The organism is Actinomycetospora lutea (genome assembly GCF_028737205.1).
Taxonomy (GTDB): domain Bacteria; phylum Actinomycetota; class Actinomycetes; order Mycobacteriales; family Pseudonocardiaceae; genus Actinomycetospora; species Actinomycetospora lutea.
In genome coordinates, this window is the sequence record NZ_JAQZAL010000001.1 from 442,475 (window position 1) to 467,382 (window position 24,908).

Sequence of the window (24,908 nt, forward strand, 5' to 3'; positions counted from 1 at the left end):
CCCTGGTGCGGCCGGCCGGCTCCCGGTCCCCTCGCGACAGGAGACCGATCCCAGCAGGCCGGAAGGACGACGATGCCCCGGAACGACGATGTCACCTTCGCCCATGAGATCGGCCGTCGGCTGGCCGTCGTGCAGTACGAGGCCCGGCCCCAGGACATCGGACCGAAGGCCGTCGAAGCCTTCCGCAAGGTCGCGGTCCACCTCGCCCGGATCGAGGTCCCCATCGCCGGCCCGGCCATCTCCATCTTCGAGGCGGACGAGGACGCCTTCCACGTCATGTCCGGCTTCGTGGTCGAGCGCGAGTTCGAGCCGGGCGAGGGAGTCGAGCCGTACCGGCTCCCGGAGGTCGAGGTCGCGACCATCACGCACGTCGGCCCCTACGACGAGCTGGACAAGGCCTACGACGCGCTCGGTCAGGGGGTCGCCGCCCGCGGCCGCCACGTCGATGACACGGGCCCGATGTGGGAGGAGTACTGGAGCGACCCGGGGACGTCGCCGGCCGAGACGCGCACCGTCGTCTTCCGGCCGTTGACGTCTCCGCACTGAGCGGTGCCTCCCCGCGGCCCCATCGCGTGGCGTGGCCCGGTTGCAGGCGCGAAGCCCCGAGCGCACGACTACAGGACGCGGGGCGGGGTGTTCCCGGCGGCCAGGATGGCGTTGCGGAGGGGGAGCGCCGCGAGAGCCACGAATCCGATCACGAAGAAGGCGATCAGCGAGATGATCGCCGTCCGGTAACTGCCGGTGACCTGGAAGGTCACCCCGAACAGCAGTGGCCCCAACCAGCTCGTCCCCTTGTCGGAGATCTCGTAGATGCCGAAGTACTGGGCCTCGCTGCCCTGCGGGATGAGCTGGCTGAACAGTGACCGGCTCAGGGCCTGGCTGCCGCCGAGCACGAGGCCGATCAGTGCGCCGAGCAGGACGAACGGTATCGGCTGTCCGGCCGGCAACGTGTAGGCGACGGCGAGCACCACCGCCCACACCACGAGGCTGCCGAGAACGGTCTTCCAGGGGCCGAACCGGCGGGCGATCCAGCCCAGCAGCAGGGCCCCGAAGAACGCCAGGAGCTGCACCAGGAGGATCGTCTGGACCTGCACCGACTGTGGTAGGCGCAGCTCCTTGTCGGCGTACACGCTCGCCAGTGCGATCACCGTCTGGATGCCGTCGTTGTAGATCACATAGGCGATCAGGAACAACAAGGTCAACGGGAAGCCTTTCAGCTCCCGCAAGGTCCGGCCCAGCTGACGGAACCCGTCGAGGAGGGCCGAGCCACTTGCCGCACCCGCGACCGCCGGTCGGTCGTGCAGTTGCCGCAGCGGGATCGTGGTGAACGCGGCCCACCAGACACCGGCCGAGACGATGCTCCACCGGGCGATCTCGCCGCTGGACACACCGAATGCCTCCGCACCGCTGACCGCGGCGACATTGAGCGCGAGCAGCAGGCCGCCGCCGATGTACCCGACCGCCCAGCCGATGCTCGACACCCGATCGCGGTCGTCGGGCCCGGCGATCTGCGGCAGGAACGAGTTGTAGACCACCACACTGGCGCCGAAGGCGATGTTGGCGACCAGGAACAGCAGCGCACCGAGCAGGTATCGGTCGCCGGTGAGGAACACCAGAGCTGTCGTGGCCCCCGCGCCGATGTAGGCCGTCAGCGCCAGCTGCTGCTTCTTGTGCGGGGACCGGTCGGCGATCGCGCCCACGACCGGCAACACCAGGACCTGGAGCACGACCGACAGGGACACGGTGTACGCGAAGAGCGAACCGGCCGCGACCGGGACGCCGAAGGGGTGCACCCGGCCGTTCGCGTCGGCCGCGTTGTCGGCGATCGACCCCAGATAGGGGCCCAGGAAAACGGTGACCACCGTGGTCGAGAATGCCGAGTTGGCCCAGTCGTAGAAGTACCAGCCGATCCGCTCCCCCCGGGTACTGGGCGGCGCCTCGGCGTCGGCTGCCATCGCGCTCCTCGCGTCCGATCATCCGGCCTGTGCACACTCCCGTTACCCACCACCGTCGCCGCCGGTGGTGGCCGCGGCCAGGGACGATGGTCCCGCCGGGCGACGGACGCCGACCCGATCGTCAGCGAGGTCGACCTCCTGTCCCGCCGACCTCGCCGCCGTCGCGATCCGTCGGGACCGTGAGCGCGGTGCCGCTCTGGTACGTCGCGGTACCACCCGCTACGGTGGTACGCGTGAGTACCGAGCATCTCGACGTGGTCATCGTCGGCGCGGGCCTGTCCGGGGTCGGGACGGCGTGCCACCTCGAGCGCGACCTGCCGGGCACCCGCTACGCGGTGCTCGAGGCGCGGGAGGACCTCGGCGGCACGTGGAGTCTGTTCCGCTACCCGGGCATCCGTTCGGACTCCGACATGCACACGCTCGGCTACCGGTTCCGGCCGTGGAGCAGCGCGACGGCGCTCGCCGACGGCCCGTCGATCCTGGAGTACGTGCGCGACACCGCGCAGGAGTACGGGGTCGACCGGAAGATCCGCTACGGGCACCGCGTCACCCGCGCGTCGTGGGACTCCGACGCCCAGCGCTGGACCCTCGAGATGCCGGGGCGCGAGGGCACGCTGACCTGCTCGTTCCTGCTGATGTGCTCGGGCTACTACCGCTACGACCACGGCTACACGCCCGACCTCCCCGGCATCGAGCGCTTCGGCGGCACCGTGGTGCACCCGCAGCTCTGGGACCCCGAGCTCGACTACGCCGGCCGCCGTGTGGTGGTCATCGGCAGCGGCGCCACGGCGGTGACGCTGGTGCCCGCCCTGCTCGACGAGGGGACCCAGGGGGACGGCCGGGCCGCGCACGTCACGCAGCTGCAGCGCTCGCCGAGCTACGTGCTCTCGATCGGGCGCACCGACGTGGTGGCCGAGGCGCTCTCGCGGTGGCTGCCCCGTGCGGTCGCCGACCCGCTGACGCGCGCGAAGAACATCGCCCAGATCATCACGCTCTACCAGCTCAGCCAGCGGTTCCCGCGGTTCGTCCGCGGCCTGCTCCGCAAGGCCACGCTGGCCGCCCTCCCGGCGGGCTACGACGTCGACACCCACTTCAACCCGCGGTACGACCCGTGGGACCAGCGGATGTGCATGGTCGGAGACGGCGACCTGTTCCGGGCGATCCGCCGCGGGGACGCCGACATCGTCACCGACACCATCGAGACGTTCACCGAGACCGGCATCCGCCTGCGGTCGGGGCAGGAGCTCGAGGCCGACATCGTGGTCACGGCCACCGGCCTGACGCTGCAGATGTTCGGCGGCGCCGAGATCGTCGTCGACGGGGAGCCGGTGCACCTGCCCGACACCATGGCCTACAAGGGCATGATGCTCTCCGGTGTGCCGAACCTCGTCTACATGATCGGTTACACCAACGCCTCGTGGACGCTCAAGGTCGACCTCGTCGGCGAGTACGTCGTGCGGCTCCTGCGCCACCTCCGCGACCGCGGGCTCGGCGTCGCGGTGCCCGAGCGCGACCCGGAGGTCGAGGAGGCGCCGTTCCTGGACTTCGGCGCCGGCTACGTCCAGCGCTCGATCGACGAGCTCCCGAAGCAGGGCACCCGCGCCCCCTGGCGGCTCGCGATGAACTACGCCGTCGACGCCGTGGCGTTGCGCCGCAGTCGGGTCGACGACGCGGCGATGCGCTTCGTCCCCGCGGCCGCGCGCCGCGTGCCCCCGGCCGAGCGCGCCGCGGGCTGACGTGGCCGTCGTCGGGGTCGTCGCGCCCGGGGCCATGGGCACCGCGCTCGCCGGGTGCCTGACGGCGGGCGGTCACCGCGTGCTGGCGAGCCTCGCCGGGCGCTCGGCGGACACGGTCGCCCGCGCCCGCGGTGTGCTGGAGGACGCCGGCGGGCTCGACGACCTCGTCCGCGACGTCGACGTCCTGCTGCTCGTGGTGCCGCCGGGTGCGGCGCGCGCCGCGGGCGCCGACGTCGCGCAGGCGTGCACCCGCACCGGGGCGCGCCCGCTCGTGGCCGAGCTCGACGCCGTCGCCCCGGCGACGGTCGCGGCCGTCGCGGAGGAGCTGCCGACCGACCTCGTCGACGGGGCCGTCTCCGGGCCCCCGCCGCACCCGGACGCCGGGCGGCCCACGCGCGTCTTCCTGTCCGGGCCGCGCGCCGGCGAGGTCGCGACGCTGGTCGCGCCCGGCGTGCGCTGGCTGGTGATCGACGGGCCGGTGGGCGCCGCGAGCGCGGCGAAGATGTGCACGGCCTCGGTCCGCAAGGGCCACCAGGCGCTGCTCGCGCAGGCGCTCGTCACCGCGGCGGAGCACGACGTCCTCGAGACCGTCGTCGACGACCTCCGCCTCGACTTCCCCGACGCGGGCGTGCCGACGGCGGCCGTGGCGGCGACCAAGGCGTGGCGCTTCGTCGACGAGATGACCGAGATCGCCGCGACGCAGGCCGAGGCCGGCCTGACGCCGGCGCTGGGGGAGGCGCTCGCGGCGGTGTACCGGGCGCTCGCGACGAGCGCGTGGGGTGGGCGGCGGCCCGACGAGGTCCCCGCGGACCTCACCGATCCCTCGGGGTTGCGCCCGGACGGTTCCGGCTGACCTCCGTCCCGGAGCGCGATCACCGCATCACGGGGCGTGCTCGTCCGGGTCCGGCGCGTTCGCTCGCCGACCCGTGAGCCGTCCGGGTGTGCGCGTCCCTCCGATCGCTCCGCCGCGGAGCCCCGGTCCCCGGGCGCCGTCCCACCTGCGGCCCATCCACGAACTCTTTCGGAGCCATTTCCTGCCTCCCGGGCACCGGATCCCGGCGCGACCGAACGGTCGAGGACGCGCACTCCTCCCGGACGTCGCCGATACGTCGTCCGCCCTCGAACAACCTCCGTGTGGTTGCGGTGGGTGAGAGCACGGGTCGCGCGTCGGGTCGCGGGAGGGCATCGAGCCCTTCGTCCGGAGGACAGGGTGAGCGGCGCGTGTACGGTTCCGCGGCGTTCGACCGACTGGACCGGTGACCCGAAGGACGGTGAATCGCCCGCAATGACCCGTGTCATGGACTACCTCCCCCGTGGGGACATGGTCGACGACGCGGCCTGGCAGCGGCGCCACCGTTTCCTCGTCGGGGTCCTGGTCTCGCTCGCGCCCCTCCTGCTGGTGTTCGGGCTGGCCGTCGGCAACACGTTCCTCCTGGCCGGCCTGGTCGCCCTCGTCCCGCTGCTCACGGCGGCGGGCGGGTGGTTCGTGCCCGGCCGCCTCGCCGGCGAGATCTTCGTGTCGGCGGGCCTGTCCGCGTCGTGCGGCGGCCTCGTGATCCTCTCCGGCGGCTACATCGAGGCGCACTTCTCGTTCTTCGTGATCATCGGCTTCCTCATGCTGTACCAGCACTGGGTGCCGTTCGCGGTCAACATCGTCTTCACGACGCTCTCCCACGGCCTCGGCACGCTGCTCGTGCCGACGCTGTTCTTCAACCACCACGCCGCCCAGCACTCGCCGTGGCTGTGGTCGGCGATCCACGGTTTCGCGGTCCTGCTGGCGTGTGCCGGCGTCGCGATCTTCGTGAAGATCACGCAGGACGAGCAGCGCCGCCGCATCGAGCTCGGCAAGGAACTGCACGAGTCGACGGTGCGCCAGCAGGAGTTCACGTCGGAACTGCTGCTGAACCTCGCGCGGCGCAACCAGAGCATGTTCCACCGGCAGCTGGACATCATCAACGATCTCGAGGAGCGGGAGCGCGACCCCGACGCGCTCGCCGACCTCTTCCGGCTGGACCACCTCGCGACCCGCGTCCGGCGCAACGCCGAGAGCCTGCTCGTGCTCTCCGGCGAGCAGCCGGCCCGCGTGTGGTCGGCCCCGGTGGCCCTGCGCGACGTCGTGCGGGCGGGCGTCGCCGAGACCGAGGACCTCGACCGCGTGACGCTCGCGGTCGACGAGCGCCCGCGCCTCGTGGGCAGCACGGTCGCCGACCTCACGCACATGATCGCCGAGCTGGTCGAGAACGCCGCGCGCTACTCGCCGCCGTCGGCGCCCGTGGTGCTCCAGAGCCGCCCCTACCACCGCACGCCGGGGGCACACCTGCTCGTCATCGAGGACACCGGCATCGGCATGCCGCCCGCCGGGCTCGCCGCGGCCAACGAGCTGCTCGCCCACCCGCAGGAGACCGACGTGTCGGCGGCCGCGCGGCGGCTCGGCTTCCACGTCGTCGCGCGGCTCGCCGAGCGCCACGGGATCGGCGTCTCGCTCACCCCGACCCCGGGCTGCGGTCTGACGGCGGTCCTCCTGCTCCCGGCGGCGCTGTTCGCCGAGTCGGCGCCGACCGTGCCGGCGGTCGGGGACCGGGGGCTCGAGCAGGTCCCGGCCTCGGCGGTGCCGGTGCCACGGCGCGGCTCGGCCGACGCCGGCCACGCCGCTTCCCGCGGCAACGGCTCCGGGCCCGCCTCCGGGCCCGTCCCGGTCAACGGCCGGCACGCCTGGCCGGGCCGGGTGGCCCCGGACCACACGGACACCCCGGACACCCCGGACGCCCCGGCCGCCCGGGCCGAGCGCCGCCGGGCCGCCCACGCCGCGCCCGCCGGGGACGACGAGGCCGCCCCCGCGGACGCGCCCGTCGAGCCCGCCGGCGCGGCCGCCGCCGACGGGGCCGACCCGCACGCCACACTCGAGGACACCCCGCCCGCCGGGACTCCCGAGGGCGCGCCGGCCCCCGCCCGACGTGGCCTCATCCACCCGATCGTCGTGCCGCCGCCGGCCCCGGTGCCCGACGGCGAGGCCGGTCCGGCGGCCCCCGCCCCGCGCCGCCCGGACGGCGACGCCCCCGCGCCCGCCGGACCCCACGGCCTCGTCCTCGCCCGGCGCCGGCCCCAGAGTCACCTGGCGCCCGAGCTCATCCGCCGCACGCCCTCCATCCCGGCCGCGACGCCCGTGACCGCGGCCCGCACCGGCCCCGAGGCCGGCGCGCCACCCCGGGGCCGGGAGGACGGCCGGGAGGACGGTCGCCCGGACGCCCCGTCCGGTGACGGCGCCGTGAGCGCGCTCTCGGCCTACCAGGCCAGCCGCGCCGCGGCCCGGTCCGCCATGGCCGAGGAGAACGACGACCACCCGCAGCGCGGGAGCACCTCCGGGAGGCAGACGTGAGCGCACCGACCGACAGCGGACTCGACTGGCTGCTCTCCGAGTTCGCGAGCGGCACGCCCGGGGTGCGGCACGTCCTCGTCGTGTCCGCCGACGGGCTGCGCCTGGCGGTCAGCGACGGGGTCGACCCGCACCTCGCCGACCAGCTCTGCGCCGCGGTGTCGGGCCTGGTCAGCCTCGCGCGGGGCACCGCGACGCTGCTCGACGCCGAGCCGGTCACCCAGACCATCGTGGAGATGGACGGCGGCTACCTGTTCGCGACCTCGATCAGCCTGGGCTCCACGCTCGCGGTGGTCACCGACCGGTCCGCCGACATGGGCCTGGTCGGCTACGAGATGACCCTGCTCGCGTCCCGCGTCGGGCACGCCCTCACCCCGGGTGTGGCCGCCGGACGTGGCGGCCACCCGTCAGCGCCGTGAGCGTGGACCGCCGCCAGCGACCGCAGGCCGAGGGCGGGCGGGTCGTCCCGAACTACGCGTTCACCGCGGGCCGGACCAGGTCGCTCGCCGGGAGCGACATGCCCATCGAGGCCCTGGTGACCGCCACCGAGATGGGCCTCGCGAAGGCGCCCGGGATGCCGCCCGAGGCGCGGGCGATCGTCGAGGCGAGCACCGAGCCGCAGTCGCTCGCCGAGATCGGCGCCCTGCTGGGCGTGCCGATCGGTGTCGCCCGGGTCCTCGTCAGCGATCTCGCCGCCGAGGACCACCTCGCTGTCCACCTGCCCCTGGTCGGGACCGACGGTCGCCCCCGACGCGAACTCCTGGAGAGGCTGCTCGATGGACTCCGTGCACGCTGACGGCCGGGCGGGTACGGCGACGACGGGCGTCGCCCCCGGGGCGCGGCGCGACCTGCTGCCGCTGAAGATCCTCGTGGCGGGCGGGTTCGGGGTCGGCAAGACGACCCTCGTGGCGGCGCTGTCCGAGGTGCCGCCGCTGTCGACCGAGCAGCAGATGACCAGCCTGTCCGACGGCGTCGACGACGCCAGCATCGTGCCCGAGAAGACGACGACGACCGTGGCCATGGACTTCGGCCGCGTGACGATCGACGACTCGCTGGTCCTCTACCTGTTCGGCACCCCCGGCCAGTCGCGGTTCTGGTTCATGTGGGACGAGCTGGCCCGCGGGGCCGTCGGCGCGGTCGTCCTGGTCGACCTGCGCCGCATCGACGACTGCTTCGCCGCGATCGACTACTTCGAGAACCGCGGCCTGCCGTTCGTCGTCGCCCTCAACGCGTTCCCGGGCACCGACGGCGTCGACGACGATCTCGTGCGCGACGCCCTGGCCGTCCCGCCCGGCCACCCGCTGGTGCACGTCGACGCCCGCGACGACGCCTCCTGCACGCGGGCGCTGATCGTCCTGGTCGAGCACGCGCTGGCGCGCTCCACCTGAGCCGCGTCACTCCGCGCGCAGGGCGGCGAGGAGCTCGTCGAGGGCGTCGAGCCGGTGGGCGCTGACGACCGCGTCGCAGGACGGCCACGCCGCCGCGATCCCACCCGCGAGGGGGCGGTAGCCGGGGCGCGCGGTGCGTGGGTTGGCCCAGACGATCCGGTGGGCCACCCGCCGCAGGCGCGCCATCTCGCGACCGAGCTCGGCGGGATCGCCGGTGTCCCAGCCGTCGGAGACGACGAGGACGACGGCGCCACGGGCCATCCCGCGCCGGCCCCAGCGGCGGGAGAACTCGCCGATCGACGCGCCGATGCGGCTGCCGCTCGACCAGTCCGGGGCGAGCGCCCCCGCCCGGGTCAGGGCGATCTCCGGGCGCCGTGTCAGGGCCGGCGTCACGCGGGTCAGGCGGGTGGCGAACGTGAACACCTCGGCGCGCGTCGCGACACGGGCGCACCACAGCATCTGGAGCAGGGCCCGCGCGTAGGGCTCCATCGACCCCGAGATGTCGCAGAGCACCACGAGGCGCCGCGGCCGGACGCGGCGCGCCCGGCGGGCGAGGTCCACAGGGTGTCCACCGGTGCGCCGGGCCCGTCGCAGCGTGGTGCGCAGGTCCACGGCGGTCCCGCGGGACGACGACCGGAACCGCCGGGACGGGCGCGGCGGTGTCGCCACCCGGAACCGGCGCATCGCCACGCGCAGCTCGGCGAGCTCGGCGGCGGACAGCTCGGCGAAGTCGCGGCCGCCCAGGCGCTCGGCGGCCGCGGCCGCGGTCGGGACGGCGTGCGGGGCGCCGTCCGGCGTCCCGGAGCCCGGGCCCTCCGGAGTACCCCGCGCCGTCCCGGCGACGCCGCTCCGGGTCGGGACCCCCGACACGGCGGGCGGGCCGTGCGGGTCGCCGCGCGCGTCGGCGGGGTCCTCGACGCCGTCCGGCCCGGTGGCGAAGACCGCGGCGAACACGGCGTCGAACACGGCCTGGGCCGCCGTGTCGGCCAGCAGGGTCACGCGGGCGACCCAGTACAGCTCCCCGGTGCTCGCCGGCGCGGCGGCGACCGTCGCGGCCGCGAACCGCGCCGCCTGCCCGACGCCGACCGGCACCCCGGCCGCCCGCAGGGCCCCGGTGAGGCGGGCGGCGACGGTGGCGAGGTCAGGGTCCACCGACGACCTGCTCCAGCCCCGCCGCCCCGACGAGCTCGCGGTCCTCGTCGTGCTTGAGCACGGCGCCCAGCGTGCGGCGGGCCTGGGCGACGTCGAGGCGGGTGACGCCGAGGGCGTGCAGGGCCCGCACCCAGTCGATCGCCTCCGCGACACCGGGCGGCTTGAGCAGCGGGGCTTCGCGCAGCCGTCCGAGCGCGCGGGCGACCTGGTCGACCAGGACGTCGCCCACCTCCGGCACCCGCACCCGGATGATCGCCTCGACGGCGGCGGTGTCCGGGTGCGGGATGGCGTGGTGCAGGCAGCGCCGGGTGAGCGCGTCGTGCAGGTCGCGGGTCCGGTTCGACGTCAGGACGACGACCGGACGGTGGACCGCGCGCCGGGTGCCGATCTCCGGGATCGTCACCGCGCCGTCCGCGAGGAGCTCGAGGAGGTGCGCCTCGAACTCGTCGTCGGCCCGATCGACCTCGTCCACGAGCAGGACCGCCGGGCGTGGCCCGGGGTGCGTGACCGCCGCGAGCAGCGGCCGGGCCAGCAGGAAGTCCTCGCCGAACAGGTCGTCGTCGCCGAGGACCTCGCCGCGGCTCTCGGCCAGCCGGATCGCGAGGAGCTGCCGGGGGTGGTTCCACTCGTAGAGCGCCTCGGCCGCCGTCAGCCCCTCGTAGCACTGCAGGCGCAGGAGCGGGGTGTCGAGCACCTCGGCGAGCGCGATCGCGGCGCGGGTCTTGCCGACGCCGGGCTCGCCCTCGAGCAGCAGCGGCTGGCGCAGGGCGACCGCGAGGAAGAGCGCCGTCGCCAGGCCGTCGTCGGCCAGGTAGCCGGTGGCGGACAGCGCGCTGCGCACCGCCGCGACGTCGGTGGGGAGGCCCGTCACGAGCGCCCCGCCGGCGTGGTGAACCGCGCGGGCTCGTCCAGGAACGCCTGGCGGCACCCCGACCCGCAGAACCACCATGTCGTGCCGTCGACGACGGCCGACGGGTCGGCGGGCGTGCCCGCGACCGTCATCCCGCACACCGGGTCCGCGACCGGGCCCGGCCCGGTGCCGTGCTCCGGCGCCGGAGCGGGGGCGGCCACGCGCTCCCGCCCCGCGACGATCTCCGCGTAGATCGACAGGGCGATCTCGGCCGGGGTCGTCGCGCCGAGGTCGAGCCCCGCCGGGGTCCGGACCCGGGCGCGCTGCTCGGGGGTGGCCTCGAGCGCGGCGAGCACCGCCGCCCCCCGGACCCGGCTGGCGACGAGCCCGACGTAGGGCACGCCCGCCCGCAGCGCGCCCGCGAGGACCTCCTCCTCGTCGCGGCCGTGCGAGGCGACGACGACGGCCGCGGTCCCCGGCCCGGGCGCACCGCCGCTGCGGACGTCGTAGTCCATCGCCTTCCCGATCCGCACGAGGGCCCGCGCCACGGGGGCGTCCCCGTGGACGTGCACCACGGTCGGCGGCACCATCGCCTCGAGGAAGATCTCGAGTGTGCCGCCGGACAGGCACGGGTTCTCGACCGTGATCACCCCCTCCCGCTCCTCGGTCGCCCCGGCCGCCTCCGGCGCGCCGGCCACGATGCGCAGCAGGGTCGTCGCACGGTCCCGCAGCAGCCGCAGGCCCTCCACCCGCACCGTCGACTCCGCGCACGTCCCACCGACGAATCCCTCGAGGGTGCCGTCGGGGAGGACCAGCGCGCTGTCGCCGGCCCGCGCGCTGGTGGGGCTCGCGGCACGCACGACCGTGGCCAGGACGAAGGGTGTCCCCGCGTCGCGCAGCGCCCCGGCGCGGCGCAGGACGTGCGCGGTCGTCACGTGATCGCGAGGTCGGTGCGCAACGGCCGTCCCCGGGAGGCCGACCACACGGCGGCGGGGGTGAGCGGCATGTCGGCGTGCCGCACCCCGAAGGGAGCGAGGGCGTCGATCACCGCGTTCACCACGGCGGGCGGCGAGCCGACCGTCGCCGACTCCCCGACACCCTTCGCGCCGATCGGGTGGTGGGGCGAGGGCGTGACGGTCTCGCCCAGCTCCCACGACGGGCACTCCAGCGCCGTGGGCAGCAGGTAGTCCATCATCGAGCCGCCGAGACAGTTGCCGTCGAGGTCGAACGCGATCCCCTGCATCAGGGCCATGCCCACACCGTCGGCGAGCCCGCCGTGGATCTGCCCCTCGACGATCATGGGGTTGATCCGCACGCCGCAGTCGTCGACGGCGACGAACCGCCGGATGTGCACGGCGCCGGTGCCGGGATCGACGTCGACGACGCACACGTAGGCGCCGCACGGGTAGGTGAGGTTCGGCGGGTTGTAGACGCACGTCGCGTCCAGGTGACCCTCGACGCCGTCGGGCAGCTCGAGGTTCGAGTGGGCGGCCATCGCGATCTCGGCCAGCGACCGGGACGCCTCCGGGTCGCCGACGACCTGCCAGCGCCCGTCGTTCCACTCCAGGTCGTCGGGCGAGACCTCGAGCATCGCCGAGGCGACGATCCGGGCGCGCTCGCGCACCTTGCGCGCCACGATCGCCGTCGCCGCGCCCGACACCGGTGTGGAGCGCGAGCCGTAGGTGCCCAGCCCGAACGGGGTCTGGTCGGTGTCGCCGTGCACGACCTCGATGTCGTCGGGCGACATCCCCAGCTCGGCGGCGGCGATCTGGGCGAACGTCGTCTCGTGGCCCTGGCCCTGGCTCTGCACGGAGATCCGCAGCACGGCCTTGCCGGTCGGGTGCACGCGCAGCTCCGCCCCGTCGGCCATGCCGAGCCCGAGGATGTCCATCGTGCGGCGCGGCCCGGCCCCGACGGCCTCGGTGAAGAAGCTCAGCCCGATGCCCATGAGGTCGACCCGCTCGCCCGCCTCCCGCCGGCGGCGCCGGTCGGCCTGCTCGGCGCGGAGCTCCGGGTAGCCGGCCTTCTCGAGCGCGACCTCCAGGGTGTGGAGGTAGTCGCCGGAGTCGTACTCCCACCCGGTCGGGCTGCGGTAGGGGAACTGGTCGGGGCGCAGCAGGTTGCGCTTCCGCAGCTCGGCCGGGTCCATACCGAGGTCGTGGGCGACGACGTCGACCATCCGCTCGATGAGGTAGACGGCTTCGGTGATGCGGAACGAGCACGCGTACGCGACGCCGCCGGACGCCTTGTTCGTGTAGACCCCGGTGACCGTGCAGTGGGCGGCCTCGAGGTCGTAGGACCCGGTGAACACCCCGAAGAACCCGGCCGGGAACTTCGTGGGCTGGGCGGTCGCGTTGAAGGCACCGTGGTCGGCCAGGACGTGGACGCGCACCGCCCGCAGGCGCCCGTCGCGGGTGACCGCCACCTCCCCGCGCATGTGGTAGTCGCGGGCGAAGGAGGTGCTCATGAGGTTCTCGGAGCGGTCCTCCATCCACTTCACCGGCCGCCCGGTGACGATGGAGCCCACGATCGCGCACACGTAGCCCGGGTAGATGCCGACCTTGTTGCCGAAACCGCCGCCGATGTCGGGGGACACCACGCGGATCTTGTGCTCGGGCAGGCCCGCCACGATCGCGTAGAGCGTGCGGTGCGCGTGCGGCGCCTGGGTGGTCGTCCAGAGCGTGAGCTTCCCGGTGACCGGGTCCATGTCCGCGATCGCGCCGCACGTCTCCAGCGGGGCGGGGTGCACGCGCGGGTAGAGCACGTCGGCGGCGACGACGAGCTGGTCGTCGGCCGCCTCGGCCTCCGCGAACACCGCGTCGGTGCGCGTGGCGTCGCCGCTGGACCAGTCGAAGATGTGGTTGTCGGTCCGGCCCTCCTGGTCGTCTCGTACCACCGGGGTGCCCGGGTCGAGTGCCCTCCGCGCGTCGATGACGGGGTCGATCGGTTCGTACTGCACGTCGATGAGGTCCAGCGCGTCCCGGGCCGCGTACTTGTCGTCGGCCACCACGAAGGCGATCTCCTGGCCCTGGAAGCGGACCTTGTCGGTCGCGAGCACCGCCTGCGTGTCCTGCGACAGCGTGGGCATCCAGGCCAAGCCAAGGCCCGCGAGCGTCTCGCCGGTGATGACGGCGTGGACCTTCGGGTGGGCCTCGGCGGCGCTCGTGTCGACCGCGGTGAGCCGGGCGTGCGCCACCGGGCTGCGCAGCACGGCGCCGTGGAGCATCCCCGGCAGCACGACGTCGTCGACGTACTGCCCGCGCCCGCGGACGAAGCGGGCGTCCTCCTTGCGCTTCATCGAGCCGTAGCCGCGCGGCGTCTCGGCGGCCGCGTGGATCTGGACCGAGGGGTCCTGGACGCCGGTCACGGTGCCACCTCCGCGGTGTGCTGCTTCTCGGCGGCCCAGCGGACGGATCGCACGATGTTCTCGTAGCCGGTGCAGCGGCAGATCTGCCCGGAGATCGCCTCGCGGATCGTCGCGGGGGAAGGGTCGGGCTCGCGGTCGAGCAGGGCCCGGGTGGTCATCAGCATCCCGGGCGTGCAGAACCCGCACTGGAGGCCGTGACAGGTCACGAACCCCTCCTGGACGGGGTCCAGCTCGGCGCCGTGCGCGAGGCCCTCGACGGTGTCGACGGCCGCGCCGTCGGCCATCACGGCGAGCACGGTGCACGACTTGACCGGCACGCCGTCGAGGCGCACGACGCATGCCCCGCAGTTGGTGGTGTCGCATCCCCAGTGCGTCCCGGTGAGCCGCAGCTCGTCGCGCAGGAAGTGGGTCAGGAGCAGCCGCGGCTCGACGTCGCGGGTCGTCGGCGCTCCGTTGACGGTGACGGTGATCTGCATGTCCTCAGTCCTCTCCCCGCGCACGGGCCGTGGCCTGCCGCAACGTCCGGGTCACGAGCTCGGAGACGAGATGGCGCTTGTAGTCGACGGGGCCCCGCTGGTCGGCGCTCGGTGAGCAGTGCTCGGCGGCCACCCGCCCGGCGGCGGCGAAGGCCTCGTCGGTGGCGGGGCCCCCGCGCAGCGCGTCCTCGGCCTCGGGGGCGACGAAGTGCGGCGCGCCCACCGCGCTCAGCCCGATGCCGACGTCGCGGACGGTGTCGCCCTCCAGGGAGATCACCGCGCCGGCGGACGCGACGGCCCAGTCCCCGGCCCGGCGTTCGACCTTGAGGTAGGCGCTGCCGATCCCGGGGCGGATCGGGACCCGCACCTCGACGAGGAGCTCCCCGTGCTCGACGGCCGTCTCGTAGGGCCCGCGGTGGAACTCGCGGACCGGCACCACGCGCTCGCCGCCCGCCGAGCGGATCACGACGGACGCGCGCAGCGCCGAGAACGCCGCCGAGAGGTCCTCGGAGGGGTCGGCCTGGCACAGGGACCCGCCGACGGTGCCGCGGTTGCGCACGATCGGGTCGGCGATCACGCGCTCGGCGTCGGTGAGGATCGGGAAGTGCTCGCGCGCCACCGGCGATGCGAGCAGCGCGGCGTGCCGGACCAATGCGCCGAACCGGACCTCGTCGCCCGCCACCCGGATGTGCGCCAGCTCGGCCAGTCCGTTGATGTCGACGAGCGTCGACGGCTCGGCGAGCCGCAGCTTCATCATCGGCAGCAGGCTGTGGCCACCGGCGATGACGAGGGACTCCGGGCCGTGCCGGGCGAGCAGGGCGAGCGCCTCGTCGACCGTGGCGGCCTTCTCGTAGGCGAACTGGGCAGGGACCTGCATGACCTTCCCCCCTCGCTGGAGCCGCCCGTGGCGGCCGGACCGTCATGGTCGTGCAGCCGGGAGGGGGGCGGTAGGCGACGTTGAGCGATCGCTTCATCGGGTGCTGGCGACCCGATCGGGTTGCGCCCACACTCGATCGGGTGACGCTCACTCAGCTGCACACGTTCGTGCTCGTGGCCCGCCTGGGCACGGTGCGTGCGGCCGCGGAGGCGCTGGGGGTCTCCGACTCGGCCGTCTCGCAGGCTCTCGCGGTGCTGCGCAAGCACCTCGACGATCCGCTCGTCGTGCGCGTCGAGGGTCGCATGGAACCCACCCCGGCCGGATCCCGCCTGCTCGGTCTGGCCTCGCAGATGGTGGCGCTCGGTGCGGAGGCCGAGGCGACCGTCCGATCGGTCCAGGGACGGGCGCAGGAGCTGCGGGTGGTGACGGCGTCGGTGATGGCCGAGTTCGTGGCGAGCCCGCTGGCCGCCGCGTTCGACACGCGCTCCGGGGGCTACGAGGTCTCCACGAGCGTGGCGTCGACGGCCGAGCTCGAGGTCCTGGTCGCCAACCGTCTCGCCGACATCGCCCTCGGCCCGGCGATCGGCGGCGACCCGGCGCTGCGCCTGGTCAGCGAACCGGTGCTTCGCGCCCAGCTGGTCGTCGTCGCCGCCCCGAGCCTGAGCCTGGCGGGACGCCCGCTGGGGTGGCCCTGGCTCGTGGACCCGAGCGCGGGCGACGAGCACAGCGCGACCGCGGACCTGCTGCGCGAGCTCGCCGTGCCCGAGAAGCGCATCCGGGTCTTCGGCTCGCACGCGGGCGCCTGGGAGGCGGCGGTCGCCGGCGGCGGCGTGACGATCGCGACCGCGCACCTCGTGATCAACCAGCTCCGGCGCGGCGACCTGCGGGTCGTCCCGACGGCCGTGACGCCCCGGGACAGCCCGTGGCACGCGACCACCCTGCGCCCCGAGATCCGCAGCCCGGGCGCGGCGGCCTTCGCGCGCTTCCTCACGACCCCGGAGGCGATGGCCATCATGCGTTCGCCGCACGCCGGCGTCGTCCCGTCCCGCTTCCGCCCGCCGGTGTACGTGACGATCTGGAACTGAGGATCAGCGCAGCGCCGACGCCGGGCGGACCTCCCAGAGCGTCCACAGCGGCCGATAGCCGTGGCGGGGCCAGAACACCGAGGAGACCGGGTTCGGCGGGTTGTAGTAGAGGTAGGTCCCGCGCGCGCCGGGCGGCTGGAGACCGGGTAGGGCGGCGGTGACGAGCGCGTGCCCGACCCCGCGGCCGCGCTGGTCGGGCAGCACCGAGGCGCAGTTGACGTAGCCCCAGCGGCCCGGGGGCAGCAGGCCCGCGAGCCAGGTGCCCGGGGTCGCGTCGGTGAGGCCGCACTCGAGGAGCCCGACGAGCCCGCCGTCGCGCTCGGCGACCCAGATGGGCTCGCCGCGGGCCCGGCGCTCGCGCAGGGCCGCGCGCTTGACCGCCTCGGCGTCGGGACGCAGCACGCTGCCGCCGACCAGGCTGGAGTAGGCGATCTCGTGCATCGCCAGCTCCACGCAGGCCTCGAGGTCGTCGTCGTGGGCGGGTCGCAGGATCAGCGCCGGGTCGGGGTCGGCGATCGTGGGCAGCGGGCCCGGCGGGCGCACCGCGAGCACCGCGAGGGGCAGGAGCCCGTGGTCGAGGAACGCGCGCGCGGCGGCGACGTCGCGGCTGGGCCAGGTCACCACCGCCGCGGAGTCGGCGGCTGCGAGGGCGCGCGCCGGGATCCGGGCGCGCCACTCGGTGACCAGCGCGTCGGCGGCCGCGCGGCCGGCGTGCCCCAGCACCGGGTGCAGCTCGGTGACCTCGGCGGCCGACCACAGCAGGGGGGCGCTGCCCGCGGGCCAGCTGTGGTGGGTGACGACGGCGGCGGCCTGCTCGCCGGGGCCGCCGACGATCAGGACGTCGCCGGGCGGCGGCATCACCGCGGGCGGCAGGCCGGCGTCGATCTCGGTGAAGCGTGCCTGCTGGTCGCGCAGCAGCTCGGTGAGCACGATCTCGGGGGAGCGGCCGGTCGTCCGCGAGCGCCCGATCATCCCGGCCGCCGACAACAGAAGATCGCGGTGCCGGGGAAGAGCCGCCCGCGCAGCGGCGACCACTGGCCCCACACCGCGTCGAGGTCGTCCGGCCACTGTTCCGGCCATTCGGGCTCCACGAGGCGCTCCAGCACCAGCCCGGCCCCGACGACGTCGGCCACCCGGTCGCCGAGCGTGCGGTGGTGCTCCACGTAGACCGCGCGGTCGTGCTCGTCGACCTCCGCGTAGGGCGTGCGGTCGAAGTACGACTGCGACACGGTCAGGCCGTCGGGGCCGGGGTCGTCGGGGAACATCCAGCGCATGGGGTGGTTCACCGCGAACACCCACGGCGCCCCGGGGCGCAGCACGCGCGCCACCTCGCGCATCACCGCGCCGGGGTCGGCGACGAACGGGATCGCCCCGAACGCCGAGAAGGCGACGTCGACGCTCGCGGCGGCCAGGGGGATCGCGTCGGCGTCGGCCTGCACGAGCGGGACGGTGACGCCGGTGCGGGCGTCGGCCTCGCGGGCGTGGCGCAGCATGCCCGCCGACAGGTCGAGCCCGAGCACCCGCGCGCCCCGACCGGCGAGCCAGCGCGAGCACGACGCCGCCCCGCACCCCACCTCGAGCACCCGGGCGCCGCGCAGCGCCGCGGGGTCACCGAGCAGGTGGGCGTCGGCCTCCCGCAGGCGCTCGGGGCACCAGACGAAGTCGTCGTCACCGAGGAACGCGCCGTGCTCGGCCTGGTAGTCGTCGGCGTCGGCGTCCCACCAGGCCCGGCTCGCCGCGCTCGACTCCGCCGCCCCGACCGCCCGCCGGGCGACCCCGGCCGCCCCGAGCAGCTCCTCCGCCGACGCGCCCGCGCGTCCCTCCGCGTCGGGGAGGGGCGGCGGGGTCGGCACCGGGGCATCCTGACACGCCCGGACGCGGGGTCCGCGTCCCCCGGGCGGGCTCCCCGCGACGGCGACACGCCGGGGGTTCCGCCTGCGACACGCCGGGGACCGGTACGGGGTGCCCCGATTGCCGGGCCGTGTCGGGCGCGGTTACGATGAAGGTCCACGTGAGTGGTCTCGCCCTGTCCGCGTTCCGCTACCCAGGCAGCGGTGGGCGGCGATTCTCGTCTCCACCTCGGCGTTCGTCGGGATCGACGGTGCGCGCGTCAGGACGACGCCACCCGCGTGGTGTCCCTGCACGCTCGATCTGACCATGTTCCCGGAGCCGTCCACCGTATGTCCATCGACACCCACACCGCCCCGACGTCGACCAGCCCGCAGGTCGCGATCAACGACATCGGGTCGGAAGAGGACTTCCTCGCCGCCATCGACCAGACGATCAAGTACTTCAACGATGGCGACCTCGTCGAGGGCACCATCGTCAAGGTCGACCGGGACGAGGTCCTCCTCGACATCGGCTACAAGACCGAGGGCGTCATCCCCTCGCGTGAGCTGTCCATCAAGCACGATGTCGACCCCAACGAGGTCGTCGCCGTCGGCGACGAGGTCGAAGCCCTCGTCCTCCAGAAGGAGGACAAGGAGGGCCGGCTGATCCTGTCCAAGAAGCGCGCGCAGTACGAGCGCGCCTGGGGCACGATCGAGCAGCTCAAGGACAACGACGAGCCCGTCAAGGGCACCGTCATCGAGGTCGTCAAGGGCGGCCTCATCCTCGACATCGGCCTGCGCGGCTTCCTCCCGGCCTCGCTGGTCGAGATGCGCCGCGTCCGCGACCTCCAGCCCTACGTGGGCAAGGAGATCGAGGCCAAGATCATCGAGCTGGACAAGAACCGCAACAACGTCGTCCTCTCCCGCCGTGCGTGGCTGGAGCAGACCCAGTCGGCGGTGCGCAGCGAGTTCCTCAACCAGCTCGCCAAGGGCCAGATCCGGTCCGGCCAGGTCTCGTCGATCGTCAACTTCGGTGCGTTCGTCGACCTCGGCGGCGTCGACGGTCTGGTGCACGTTTCCGAGCTGTCCTGGAAGCACATCGACCACCCGTCCGAGGTGGTCGAGGTGGGCCAGGAGGTCAAGGTCGAGGTCCTCGACGTCGACCTCGACCGCGAGCGGGTCTCCCTGTCGCTGAAGGCGACGCAGGAGGACCCGTGGCGTCAGTTCGCCCGCACCCACCAGATCGGCCAGATCGTGCCCGGCAAGGTCACGAAGCTGGTGCCGTTCGGTGCGTTCGTCCGCGTCGACGAGGGCATCGAGGGACTGGTCCACATCTCGGAGCTGGCCGAGCGCCACGTCGAGGTGCCCGAGCAGGTCGTCCAGGTCGGCAACGACGTCATGGTCAAGGTCATCGACATCGACCTCGACCGTCGCCGCATCTCGCTCTCGCTCAAGCAGGCCAACGAGGGCATGACGCCGGAGACGGAGTTCGACCCGGCGCTCTACGGCATGGCGGCCGAGTACGACGACGCCGGCAACTACATCTACCCCGAGGGCTTCGACCCGGACACCGGCGAGTGGCGCGAGGGGTACGAGTCGCAGCGCGAGGAGTGGGAGCGCCAGTACCAGGCGGCCTACGCCCGCTACGAGCAGCACATCGCGCAGCTGCAGCGCACCCAGGAGCAGGAGGCGGAGGCGGCCGAGGCCGCGCCGGCCAATTACTCCTCGGGCGGTCCGTCGTCCGCCGACGAGGGCGGCGACGAGGACACGCCCGACCCGGGCCAGGGCCCGCCCTCGCAGAGCGGCGGCGGTGCGCTGGCCAGCGACGCCCAGCTCGCGGCGCTCCGCGAGAAGCTGTCGGGCGGCTGATCACCAGCTGCTGAGCTCGACCGACGGGCCCTCACCCCTCGCGGGGTGGGGGCCCGTCGTCGCGCGCGGGTGGTCGCCTGGTGCGCTGCGAGGGACGCGTTCGCTGCTCCACGCGCAGCGAGGGACGCCCTCGCTCATCCGGGCGGGGCGGGCTCGCGCCGGCGGAGGCGCGCTACCCGAAGGCGACGGGCGCGGGCTCGAACGCCGGGCGCAGGTGCCGCGAGCCGGCGAGGAAGCGCTCGACGAGGCCGCGGCGGGCGATGTGCGGGGCCGCGAGGGCGGCAGCGATCGGCGGCAGGGCCCGGCACCAGACCAGACCGGGGTCGCCGAGGCGGTGGCGTCCTGCGGGGCGACGCGAACGGAACACGCGGCGGCTCCTCGGTACGGGTGGTGCGGTTGGTGCGGGCGAGGCGCGACCGTACCGCTGTTGCGTACGTGACACGAGTGACTCACCGGCGGGTCTCGACCCCGGGTCGAGTGACTCCTCCACCCGCTGGGCACACTGCGGGCGTGCTGAGGCTGGGGCTCACCGGTGGGATCGGGGCGGGGAAGTCGACGGTGGCGGAGACGCTCACCGAGCTGGGCGCGGTGGTGATCGACGCCGACCGGATCGCCCGCGAGGTCGTCGAACCCGGCACCGAGGGCCTGGCCGACGTCGTCGCCGCGTTCGGCGAGGACGTCCTCGACGCGGACGGCGCGCTCGACCGTCCCGCGCTCGGGCGGATCGTGTTCGGCGACGACGCGAAGCGGCAGAAGCTGAACGGGATCCTGCACCCGCGGATCGGCGCCCGGACCGCGGAGATCGCCGCCGAGGCCGCCGACGACGCCGTGATCGTCCACGACGTCCCGCTGCTCGTCGAGAACGGGATGGGCGCGGCGTTCGCGCTGGTCGTGGTGGTCGACGCGCCGGTGGACGTGCGGGTCGCGCGCCTCGTCGACACCCGCGGCATGACCGTCGAGGACGCCCGGGCGCGCATGGCGGCACAGGCCGACGACGAGGCCCGGCGCGCGGCGGCCGACGTGTGGCTCGAGAACGCGGGCGCGGCCGGCGCCCTGCGCGAGCAGGTCGAGCGCCTGTGGCACGAGCGCCTCGTGCCCTTCGCGGCGAACATCGAGCAGGGGCGGGCCGTCCCCGCGCCGACCGAGATCGTGGCGCCCGCCGACGACCGCGCGCTCGTCGGTCGTCGCCTCGCCGCCCGCCTCGCCGCCGCCGGGGGCGAGCGCGTCCGGCGCGTCGAGCTCGTCGGCCCGGGCGCGATCCCCGACCTGCCCGCCCCCGACGTCGTCGACCTGCTCGTGGAGGCCGCCCGGCCCGACGACGACCTCGCCGAGGCCTTCCTCGCCGCCGGCTTCCCGCGCACCGGGCCCGGGCGCCACGGCTCCGCCGACCCCGCCCGTCCCGCCCGCGTGCTGGTCCTCAACGGCAAGAAGCGCCGGGAGGCGAAGCAGGCGCAGGCGATCGTCGACGCCCGCGAGCGGGCGCGTCGGGACCCGGACCGCGTCGCCGCCGACCCGGACGCGGTCCGCGCCGAGGTCGCCCTGCCCTGATCATGTCGCACGAAGCCGGCACGGACGACGATCAGCACGCTGCCCGCGGCCCGTCCCTAGAAGCGCGTGAGGGACCCCGTCCCGAGCGCGCACGTCCAGGTGTCGAGGTCGTGGCGGGCGTCGACGAGCTCGCCGAGCACGCGGTGCACGGTGCTCATCGCCTCGTCGGCGTCCGCGCCGGAGAGCACGCCGCCCGCGACGGCGGCGGCGAAGTCGGCGTCGTGCACGACGCGGGCCGGCCGCCCCGGCACGACCTCGAGGCCGAGCAGGAGATCGGTGGAGCGCCACTGCGGGCCGTCGACGACGATCCGTACCGCGCCGATCTCCGTGGTCGCCCCGGCCGCGTCGCCGTCGCGCGGGAGGCGGCGGCGTATCCGCAGGCCGTGGTCGGCGACGTACCAGCACGTCTCCGCCAGCACGAAGGGGTCCTCGGGGCTCAGCACCGTGGTGCGCAGGTGCCCGTCCGCGACGTGGCAGCGGTCGAGGGCCTGTTCGAGGACCTGCTCGAGGACCTGTTCGAGGACGTCGGGTTCCTGCTCGACGACGTGCGCGGGCGCGAGGGGGAGGGTGCGGGTCGCGGCGTGGATGTCGACGACCTCGACCAGCTGGCGGGAGACGACCGGGCTCACGGCGGTGGACCCTAGGACACCCGACCGGGTGGCCCGACGCCGACCCCTACCCGAATACCACCCCTGTCATTCGCGATGTGACACAGGTCATGTCCACGTCAGGACAACGTCGTGCCGCGCGAGCCAACGGTCCAGGTCGTGGCCCTGCGACGCGAGGCCCGCGAGGGTGCGGTGGCTGGTCGTCAGGGCCCGCTCGGCGCGCACGACGTCGAGGAGCCCGGCGGCGACGGCCTCGGCGAGCTCGTCGAGGTCGAGGACGTCGGTGCGCTCGCCCGTGTACACGACGAGGTCGACGTAGTGGTCCTCGGTCCACCACGTCGCGCCGTCGCGGGTGACGTCGACGACGTCGATGTAGTGGTCCTGGAGCCGCTCGTGGCCGGGTCGCCAGGTGAAGTCGGTGACGCGGATGCCGAGGGCCGGGAGCAGCCAGGACCGCAGGTGGGTCAGGGTCGGGTGGTCGACCATCGCGCGGCTCAGGTAGAGCCCGAACGGCTCCTCGCGGTACAGGTCGACCGCGCGCACGAAGCCCTTGGGGTCGGTGTTGGTGCCGGCGGCGACGTCGAACGTCTCGATCTTCGGCGGGTGCAGGCCCACGGTGCGTGACCCTAGGTCACACGCGACGACACCCGCTCCCACGTGCGACGGGGAGCGGGTGCCGGGGACGGTGATCAGGACGCGGAGCCCTCGACGACGGCGGGGTCCATCCACACGGCCTCCCAGACGTGGCCGTCCGGGTCGGTGAACGAGGCGCCGTACATGAACCCGTGGTCCTGGTCCTCCTTCCACTCCGCCCCGCCGTTCGCGAGCGCCGCCGCCTTGAGCCGGTCGACCTCCTCGCGGCTGTCGGCGGAGAGGGCCAGCAGGACCTCGGTGGTCTTCCGGGGGTCGGCGACCTCGCCGATCACGAAGTCGCCGAAGCGCTCGTGCGTCATGAGCATGGCGAAGACGTTCTGCTCGATGACGAGGCACGCGGTGCTCTCGTCGCAGAACTGCTCGTTGAAGGTGAACCCCAGGGCGTCGAAGAACGCGCGGCTGGCGGCGACGTCGGCGACGGGCAGGTTGACGAAGATCGATCGCACGGTGGTCCTCCGGGGACGGTGTCGGGTCAGGAACGGGCGCGGACGAGGGCGGGGACGAGGACGGCGCCGACGGCGAGGTGGACCGCCGCGAGGGCGACGCGCGTGGCCGTCGTGGCCTCGACCAGCAGGACGGGGACCATCGAGGCGACCACGATCACCGCGACGAGCACGGTCCAGATCGCCGTCCCGTGGCGGGTGAGGCGTTCGAGCAGGGCGAGCACGCCCCAGCCGACGAGGCCGAGGACCACGGTGACCTGCGTCGTGACCAGGGCGTCGATGCGCACGGTGCCCTGGCTGTCGGAGATCCAGTAGTCGGCGCCGGCGAGCTGCCCGACCCACCACACGGCGAGCGTCACCACCAGCGTGGCGACGATCCCGAGCGTCCGCCGGCGGCGCCGCACCGCGGCCCGGCCACGGACGGGAGCGGTGACGGTGGCCGGGGTGGGGGCCGGAGCGGTGAGCGACATGGTGACCTCCGTCGTCGGAGAAACTGTGTCCTGTGGACACTGTGTACGGTAGACACAGAAGACGCGACGAGGCAAGGGCGGGATCGGATGAGCAGCACGACCGGGACGGACGACGCGGGACCGCCGGGCCACGTCCTCTGGCGTGCCCCGGAGGAGCCGAGCCGCGGTCCGCGCCGCGCCCTGACGCTCGACGAGGTCGCGTGGGCGGCGGTCGGGGTGGCGGACCGGGACGGGCTGGCCGGGCTGTCGATGCAGCGGGTGGCCGCGGAGGTGGGGCTGACCAAGATGGCGCTCTACCGGTACGTCGCGAACAAGGAGGAGCTCGAGGCGCTCATGATCGACGCCGCCGTCGAGGAGCCGCCCGGTCCGGACGCGCTGACCGGGACGTGGCGCGAGCAGGCCGTGCAGCTCGCCAGGATGGTCTCGGACGTCTGGACGCGGCACCCGTGGATCCCCTGGATCACCGTCGGCGAGCGGGTGATGGGCCCGCGCGAGGTCGGCTGGGTCGAGGCCGCGGTCCGCGTCGTCGAGCCGCTCGGGCTGGCCCCCGACGAGCGGATGGACGCGGTGACGATGCTGTTCGGGCACCTGCGGACCACCCTCGCGGCGGCCACCGCGGGCACCCGGCCGTGGACCGCGGACCCGGAGGGCGGGAGCACGATGCGCGACCTCGTCGCGGCCCACGCCGACCGCTACCCGGCCCTGACCGCGGTGATGGCCGACCCCGGCGGCCCCGTCGGCTCCCGGTGGGACTTCGGCCTGCAGTGCCTGCTCGACGGGTTCGCGGCGGCCGCCGAGCGGAGGTCGCGATGACCCCGGAGGTCGTGCACCGCTACCTCGCCGCGCTGGACGCCGGCTCGGTCGAGGACGTCCTCGCCTGCTTCGCCCCGGGCGGGGAGGTGGCGTCGCCGCTGTACGGGACGCTGCCCGCCGAGCGGTTCTACCCGGAGCTGTTCGCGGACTCGTCGCCGTCGAGCACCGAGCTGCGCCGCGTCTACGTCGACCCCGCCGACGACCGCGAGGTCGCGCTGGCCTTCCACTACTCCTGGGTCCTCGGCGACGGCACGCCGGCCCCGTTCGACGTGGTCGACCTCGTGACCCTCACCGACGACCGTGACCGCATCGCGCGCCTGGTCATCTGCTACGACACCGCGCCCCTGCGGAGCTCGTGGCAGCGGGTGGCGGCCGGCGGGACGGACGCTGTCGGGGGGCGCGGTTAACCTCGATC

26 protein-coding genes are annotated in these 24,908 nt (G+C 74.4%); 12 read left to right on the plus strand and 14 right to left on the minus strand.

From position 1 onward, the window contains the following. Window positions 1-72 precede the first annotated feature (72 nt). Entirely contained in the window at window positions 73-546 is a 474-nt protein-coding gene (locus PHK61_RS02220; protein WP_274279322.1) for a GyrI-like domain-containing protein, read from the plus strand. A 68-nt stretch (window positions 547-614) separates the two neighbouring features. Here PHK61_RS02220 and PHK61_RS02225 read toward each other — a convergent pair whose 3' ends face one another. After that, window positions 615-1,955: an MFS transporter gene (locus tag PHK61_RS02225; RefSeq protein WP_274279323.1), complete on the minus strand. Its 1,341-nt coding sequence runs from the start codon at window positions 1,953-1,955 to the stop codon at window positions 615-617. A gap of 233 nt (window positions 1,956-2,188) precedes the next feature. Between PHK61_RS02225 and PHK61_RS02230 the strand changes: the two genes are divergently transcribed. The 6 genes from PHK61_RS02230 to PHK61_RS02255 all read left to right on the plus strand — a co-directional run bounded on the left by PHK61_RS02230 (window position 2,189) and on the right by PHK61_RS02255 (window position 8,452). Then, on the plus strand, window positions 2,189-3,691 hold the full coding sequence (locus PHK61_RS02230; protein WP_274279324.1) for a flavin-containing monooxygenase: 1,503 nt from the start codon (window positions 2,189-2,191) through the stop codon (window positions 3,689-3,691). Between the two features lies 1 nt (window position 3,692). Further along, window positions 3,693-4,544: an NAD(P)-dependent oxidoreductase gene (locus PHK61_RS02235; RefSeq protein ID WP_274279325.1), complete on the plus strand. Its 852-nt coding sequence runs from the start codon at window positions 3,693-3,695 to the stop codon at window positions 4,542-4,544. Window positions 4,545-4,988: 444 nt separating this feature from the next. Next, on the plus strand, window positions 4,989-7,067 hold the full coding sequence (locus tag PHK61_RS02240; RefSeq protein ID WP_274279326.1) for an ATP-binding protein: 2,079 nt from the start codon (window positions 4,989-4,991) through the stop codon (window positions 7,065-7,067). Next, the gene (locus PHK61_RS02245; protein ID WP_274279327.1) at window positions 7,064-7,483 is read left to right on the plus strand and encodes a roadblock/LC7 domain-containing protein; all 420 of its coding nucleotides are present in this window, start codon (window positions 7,064-7,066) and stop codon (window positions 7,481-7,483) included. The genes PHK61_RS02240 and PHK61_RS02245 overlap by 4 nt, the downstream gene beginning before the upstream one ends. After that, window positions 7,480-7,860: a DUF742 domain-containing protein gene (locus tag PHK61_RS02250; RefSeq protein ID WP_274279328.1), complete on the plus strand. Its 381-nt coding sequence runs from the start codon at window positions 7,480-7,482 to the stop codon at window positions 7,858-7,860. Before PHK61_RS02245 ends, PHK61_RS02250 begins: the two co-directional genes overlap by 4 nt. Further along, window positions 7,841-8,452 carry a GTP-binding protein gene (locus PHK61_RS02255; RefSeq protein ID WP_274279329.1) on the plus strand — a complete coding sequence of 204 codons (612 nt, stop codon included), beginning with the start codon at window positions 7,841-7,843 and terminating at the stop codon, window positions 8,450-8,452. The genes PHK61_RS02250 and PHK61_RS02255 overlap by 20 nt, the downstream gene beginning before the upstream one ends. A gap of 6 nt (window positions 8,453-8,458) precedes the next feature. Here PHK61_RS02255 and PHK61_RS02260 read toward each other — a convergent pair whose 3' ends face one another. The 6 genes from PHK61_RS02260 to PHK61_RS02285 all read right to left on the minus strand — a co-directional run bounded on the left by PHK61_RS02260 (window position 8,459) and on the right by PHK61_RS02285 (window position 15,174). Next, complete coding sequence (locus PHK61_RS02260) at window positions 8,459-9,604, minus strand: vWA domain-containing protein (RefSeq protein ID WP_274279330.1); 1,146 nt, start codon at window positions 9,602-9,604, stop codon at window positions 8,459-8,461. Beyond that, window positions 9,594-10,475, minus strand: coding sequence for an AAA family ATPase (locus tag PHK61_RS02265; protein WP_274279331.1), 882 nt, complete (start codon window positions 10,473-10,475; stop codon window positions 9,594-9,596). The genes PHK61_RS02260 and PHK61_RS02265 overlap by 11 nt, the downstream gene beginning before the upstream one ends. After that, the gene (locus PHK61_RS02270; RefSeq protein WP_274279332.1) at window positions 10,472-11,389 is read right to left on the minus strand and encodes an XdhC family protein; all 918 of its coding nucleotides are present in this window, start codon (window positions 11,387-11,389) and stop codon (window positions 10,472-10,474) included. The genes PHK61_RS02265 and PHK61_RS02270 overlap by 4 nt, the downstream gene beginning before the upstream one ends. Then, window positions 11,386-13,752 (minus strand): aerobic carbon-monoxide dehydrogenase large subunit, encoded by a 2,367-nt coding sequence (locus PHK61_RS02275; protein WP_274279407.1) that lies wholly within the window; start codon window positions 13,750-13,752, stop codon window positions 11,386-11,388. The genes PHK61_RS02270 and PHK61_RS02275 overlap by 4 nt, the downstream gene beginning before the upstream one ends. Window positions 13,753-13,817: 65 nt before the next feature. Continuing rightward, window positions 13,818-14,297: a (2Fe-2S)-binding protein gene (locus PHK61_RS02280; RefSeq protein ID WP_274279333.1), complete on the minus strand. Its 480-nt coding sequence runs from the start codon at window positions 14,295-14,297 to the stop codon at window positions 13,818-13,820. Between the two features lie 4 nt (window positions 14,298-14,301). Further along, a complete protein-coding gene (locus PHK61_RS02285; RefSeq protein WP_274279334.1) occupies window positions 14,302-15,174 on the minus strand; it encodes an FAD binding domain-containing protein in 873 nt (290 codons plus the stop codon). A gap of 140 nt (window positions 15,175-15,314) precedes the next feature. Between PHK61_RS02285 and PHK61_RS02290 the strand changes: the two genes are divergently transcribed. After that, the gene (locus PHK61_RS02290; RefSeq protein WP_274279335.1) at window positions 15,315-16,259 is read left to right on the plus strand and encodes a LysR family transcriptional regulator; all 945 of its coding nucleotides are present in this window, start codon (window positions 15,315-15,317) and stop codon (window positions 16,257-16,259) included. 3 nt (window positions 16,260-16,262) lie between these two features. On the opposite strand, the gene PHK61_RS02295 is transcribed toward PHK61_RS02290, so the two are convergent. Further along, a complete protein-coding gene (locus PHK61_RS02295) occupies window positions 16,263-17,246 on the minus strand; it encodes a GNAT family N-acetyltransferase (RefSeq protein WP_274279336.1) in 984 nt (327 codons plus the stop codon). Then, window positions 17,228-18,112 carry a class I SAM-dependent methyltransferase gene (locus PHK61_RS02300; RefSeq protein ID WP_274279337.1) on the minus strand — a complete coding sequence of 295 codons (885 nt, stop codon included), beginning with the start codon at window positions 18,110-18,112 and terminating at the stop codon, window positions 17,228-17,230. Before PHK61_RS02300 ends, PHK61_RS02295 begins: the two co-directional genes overlap by 19 nt. A gap of 327 nt (window positions 18,113-18,439) precedes the next feature. Between PHK61_RS02300 and rpsA the strand changes: the two genes are divergently transcribed. After that, window positions 18,440-19,957 carry a 30S ribosomal protein S1 gene (gene rpsA / locus PHK61_RS02305; protein ID WP_274279338.1) on the plus strand — a complete coding sequence of 506 codons (1,518 nt, stop codon included), beginning with the start codon at window positions 18,440-18,442 and terminating at the stop codon, window positions 19,955-19,957. A gap of 172 nt (window positions 19,958-20,129) precedes the next feature. Here rpsA and PHK61_RS02310 read toward each other — a convergent pair whose 3' ends face one another. After that, a complete protein-coding gene (locus tag PHK61_RS02310) occupies window positions 20,130-20,324 on the minus strand; it encodes a hypothetical protein (protein WP_274279339.1) in 195 nt (64 codons plus the stop codon). A gap of 143 nt (window positions 20,325-20,467) precedes the next feature. On the opposite strand from PHK61_RS02310, the gene coaE reads away from it, so the two are divergent. Continuing rightward, window positions 20,468-21,505 (plus strand): dephospho-CoA kinase, encoded by a 1,038-nt coding sequence (gene coaE / locus PHK61_RS02315; protein WP_274279340.1) that lies wholly within the window; start codon window positions 20,468-20,470, stop codon window positions 21,503-21,505. A gap of 56 nt (window positions 21,506-21,561) precedes the next feature. On the opposite strand, the gene PHK61_RS02320 is transcribed toward coaE, so the two are convergent. From PHK61_RS02320 to PHK61_RS02335, 4 genes are all read right to left on the minus strand, one after another. Further along, window positions 21,562-22,134 (minus strand): DUF402 domain-containing protein, encoded by a 573-nt coding sequence (locus PHK61_RS02320; protein ID WP_274279341.1) that lies wholly within the window; start codon window positions 22,132-22,134, stop codon window positions 21,562-21,564. Between the two features lie 87 nt (window positions 22,135-22,221). Beyond that, window positions 22,222-22,728, minus strand: a complete 507-nt coding sequence (locus PHK61_RS02325) for a ribonuclease FAU-1 family protein (RefSeq protein ID WP_274279342.1) — start codon at window positions 22,726-22,728, stop codon at window positions 22,222-22,224. A 74-nt stretch (window positions 22,729-22,802) separates the two neighbouring features. Next, window positions 22,803-23,213 carry a VOC family protein gene (locus PHK61_RS02330; RefSeq protein ID WP_274279343.1) on the minus strand — a complete coding sequence of 137 codons (411 nt, stop codon included), beginning with the start codon at window positions 23,211-23,213 and terminating at the stop codon, window positions 22,803-22,805. A gap of 26 nt (window positions 23,214-23,239) precedes the next feature. After that, window positions 23,240-23,680, minus strand: coding sequence for a DUF6069 family protein (locus PHK61_RS02335; protein WP_274279344.1), 441 nt, complete (start codon window positions 23,678-23,680; stop codon window positions 23,240-23,242). An 87-nt stretch (window positions 23,681-23,767) separates the two neighbouring features. Between PHK61_RS02335 and PHK61_RS02340 the strand changes: the two genes are divergently transcribed. Both PHK61_RS02340 and PHK61_RS02345 read left to right on the plus strand, forming a co-directional pair. Further along, window positions 23,768-24,493, plus strand: a complete 726-nt coding sequence (locus PHK61_RS02340; protein WP_274279345.1) for a TetR/AcrR family transcriptional regulator — start codon at window positions 23,768-23,770, stop codon at window positions 24,491-24,493. Then, window positions 24,490-24,900, plus strand: coding sequence for a nuclear transport factor 2 family protein (locus PHK61_RS02345; RefSeq protein ID WP_274279346.1), 411 nt, complete (start codon window positions 24,490-24,492; stop codon window positions 24,898-24,900). The genes PHK61_RS02340 and PHK61_RS02345 overlap by 4 nt, the downstream gene beginning before the upstream one ends. The last annotated feature ends 8 nt before the right edge of the window (window positions 24,901-24,908 follow it).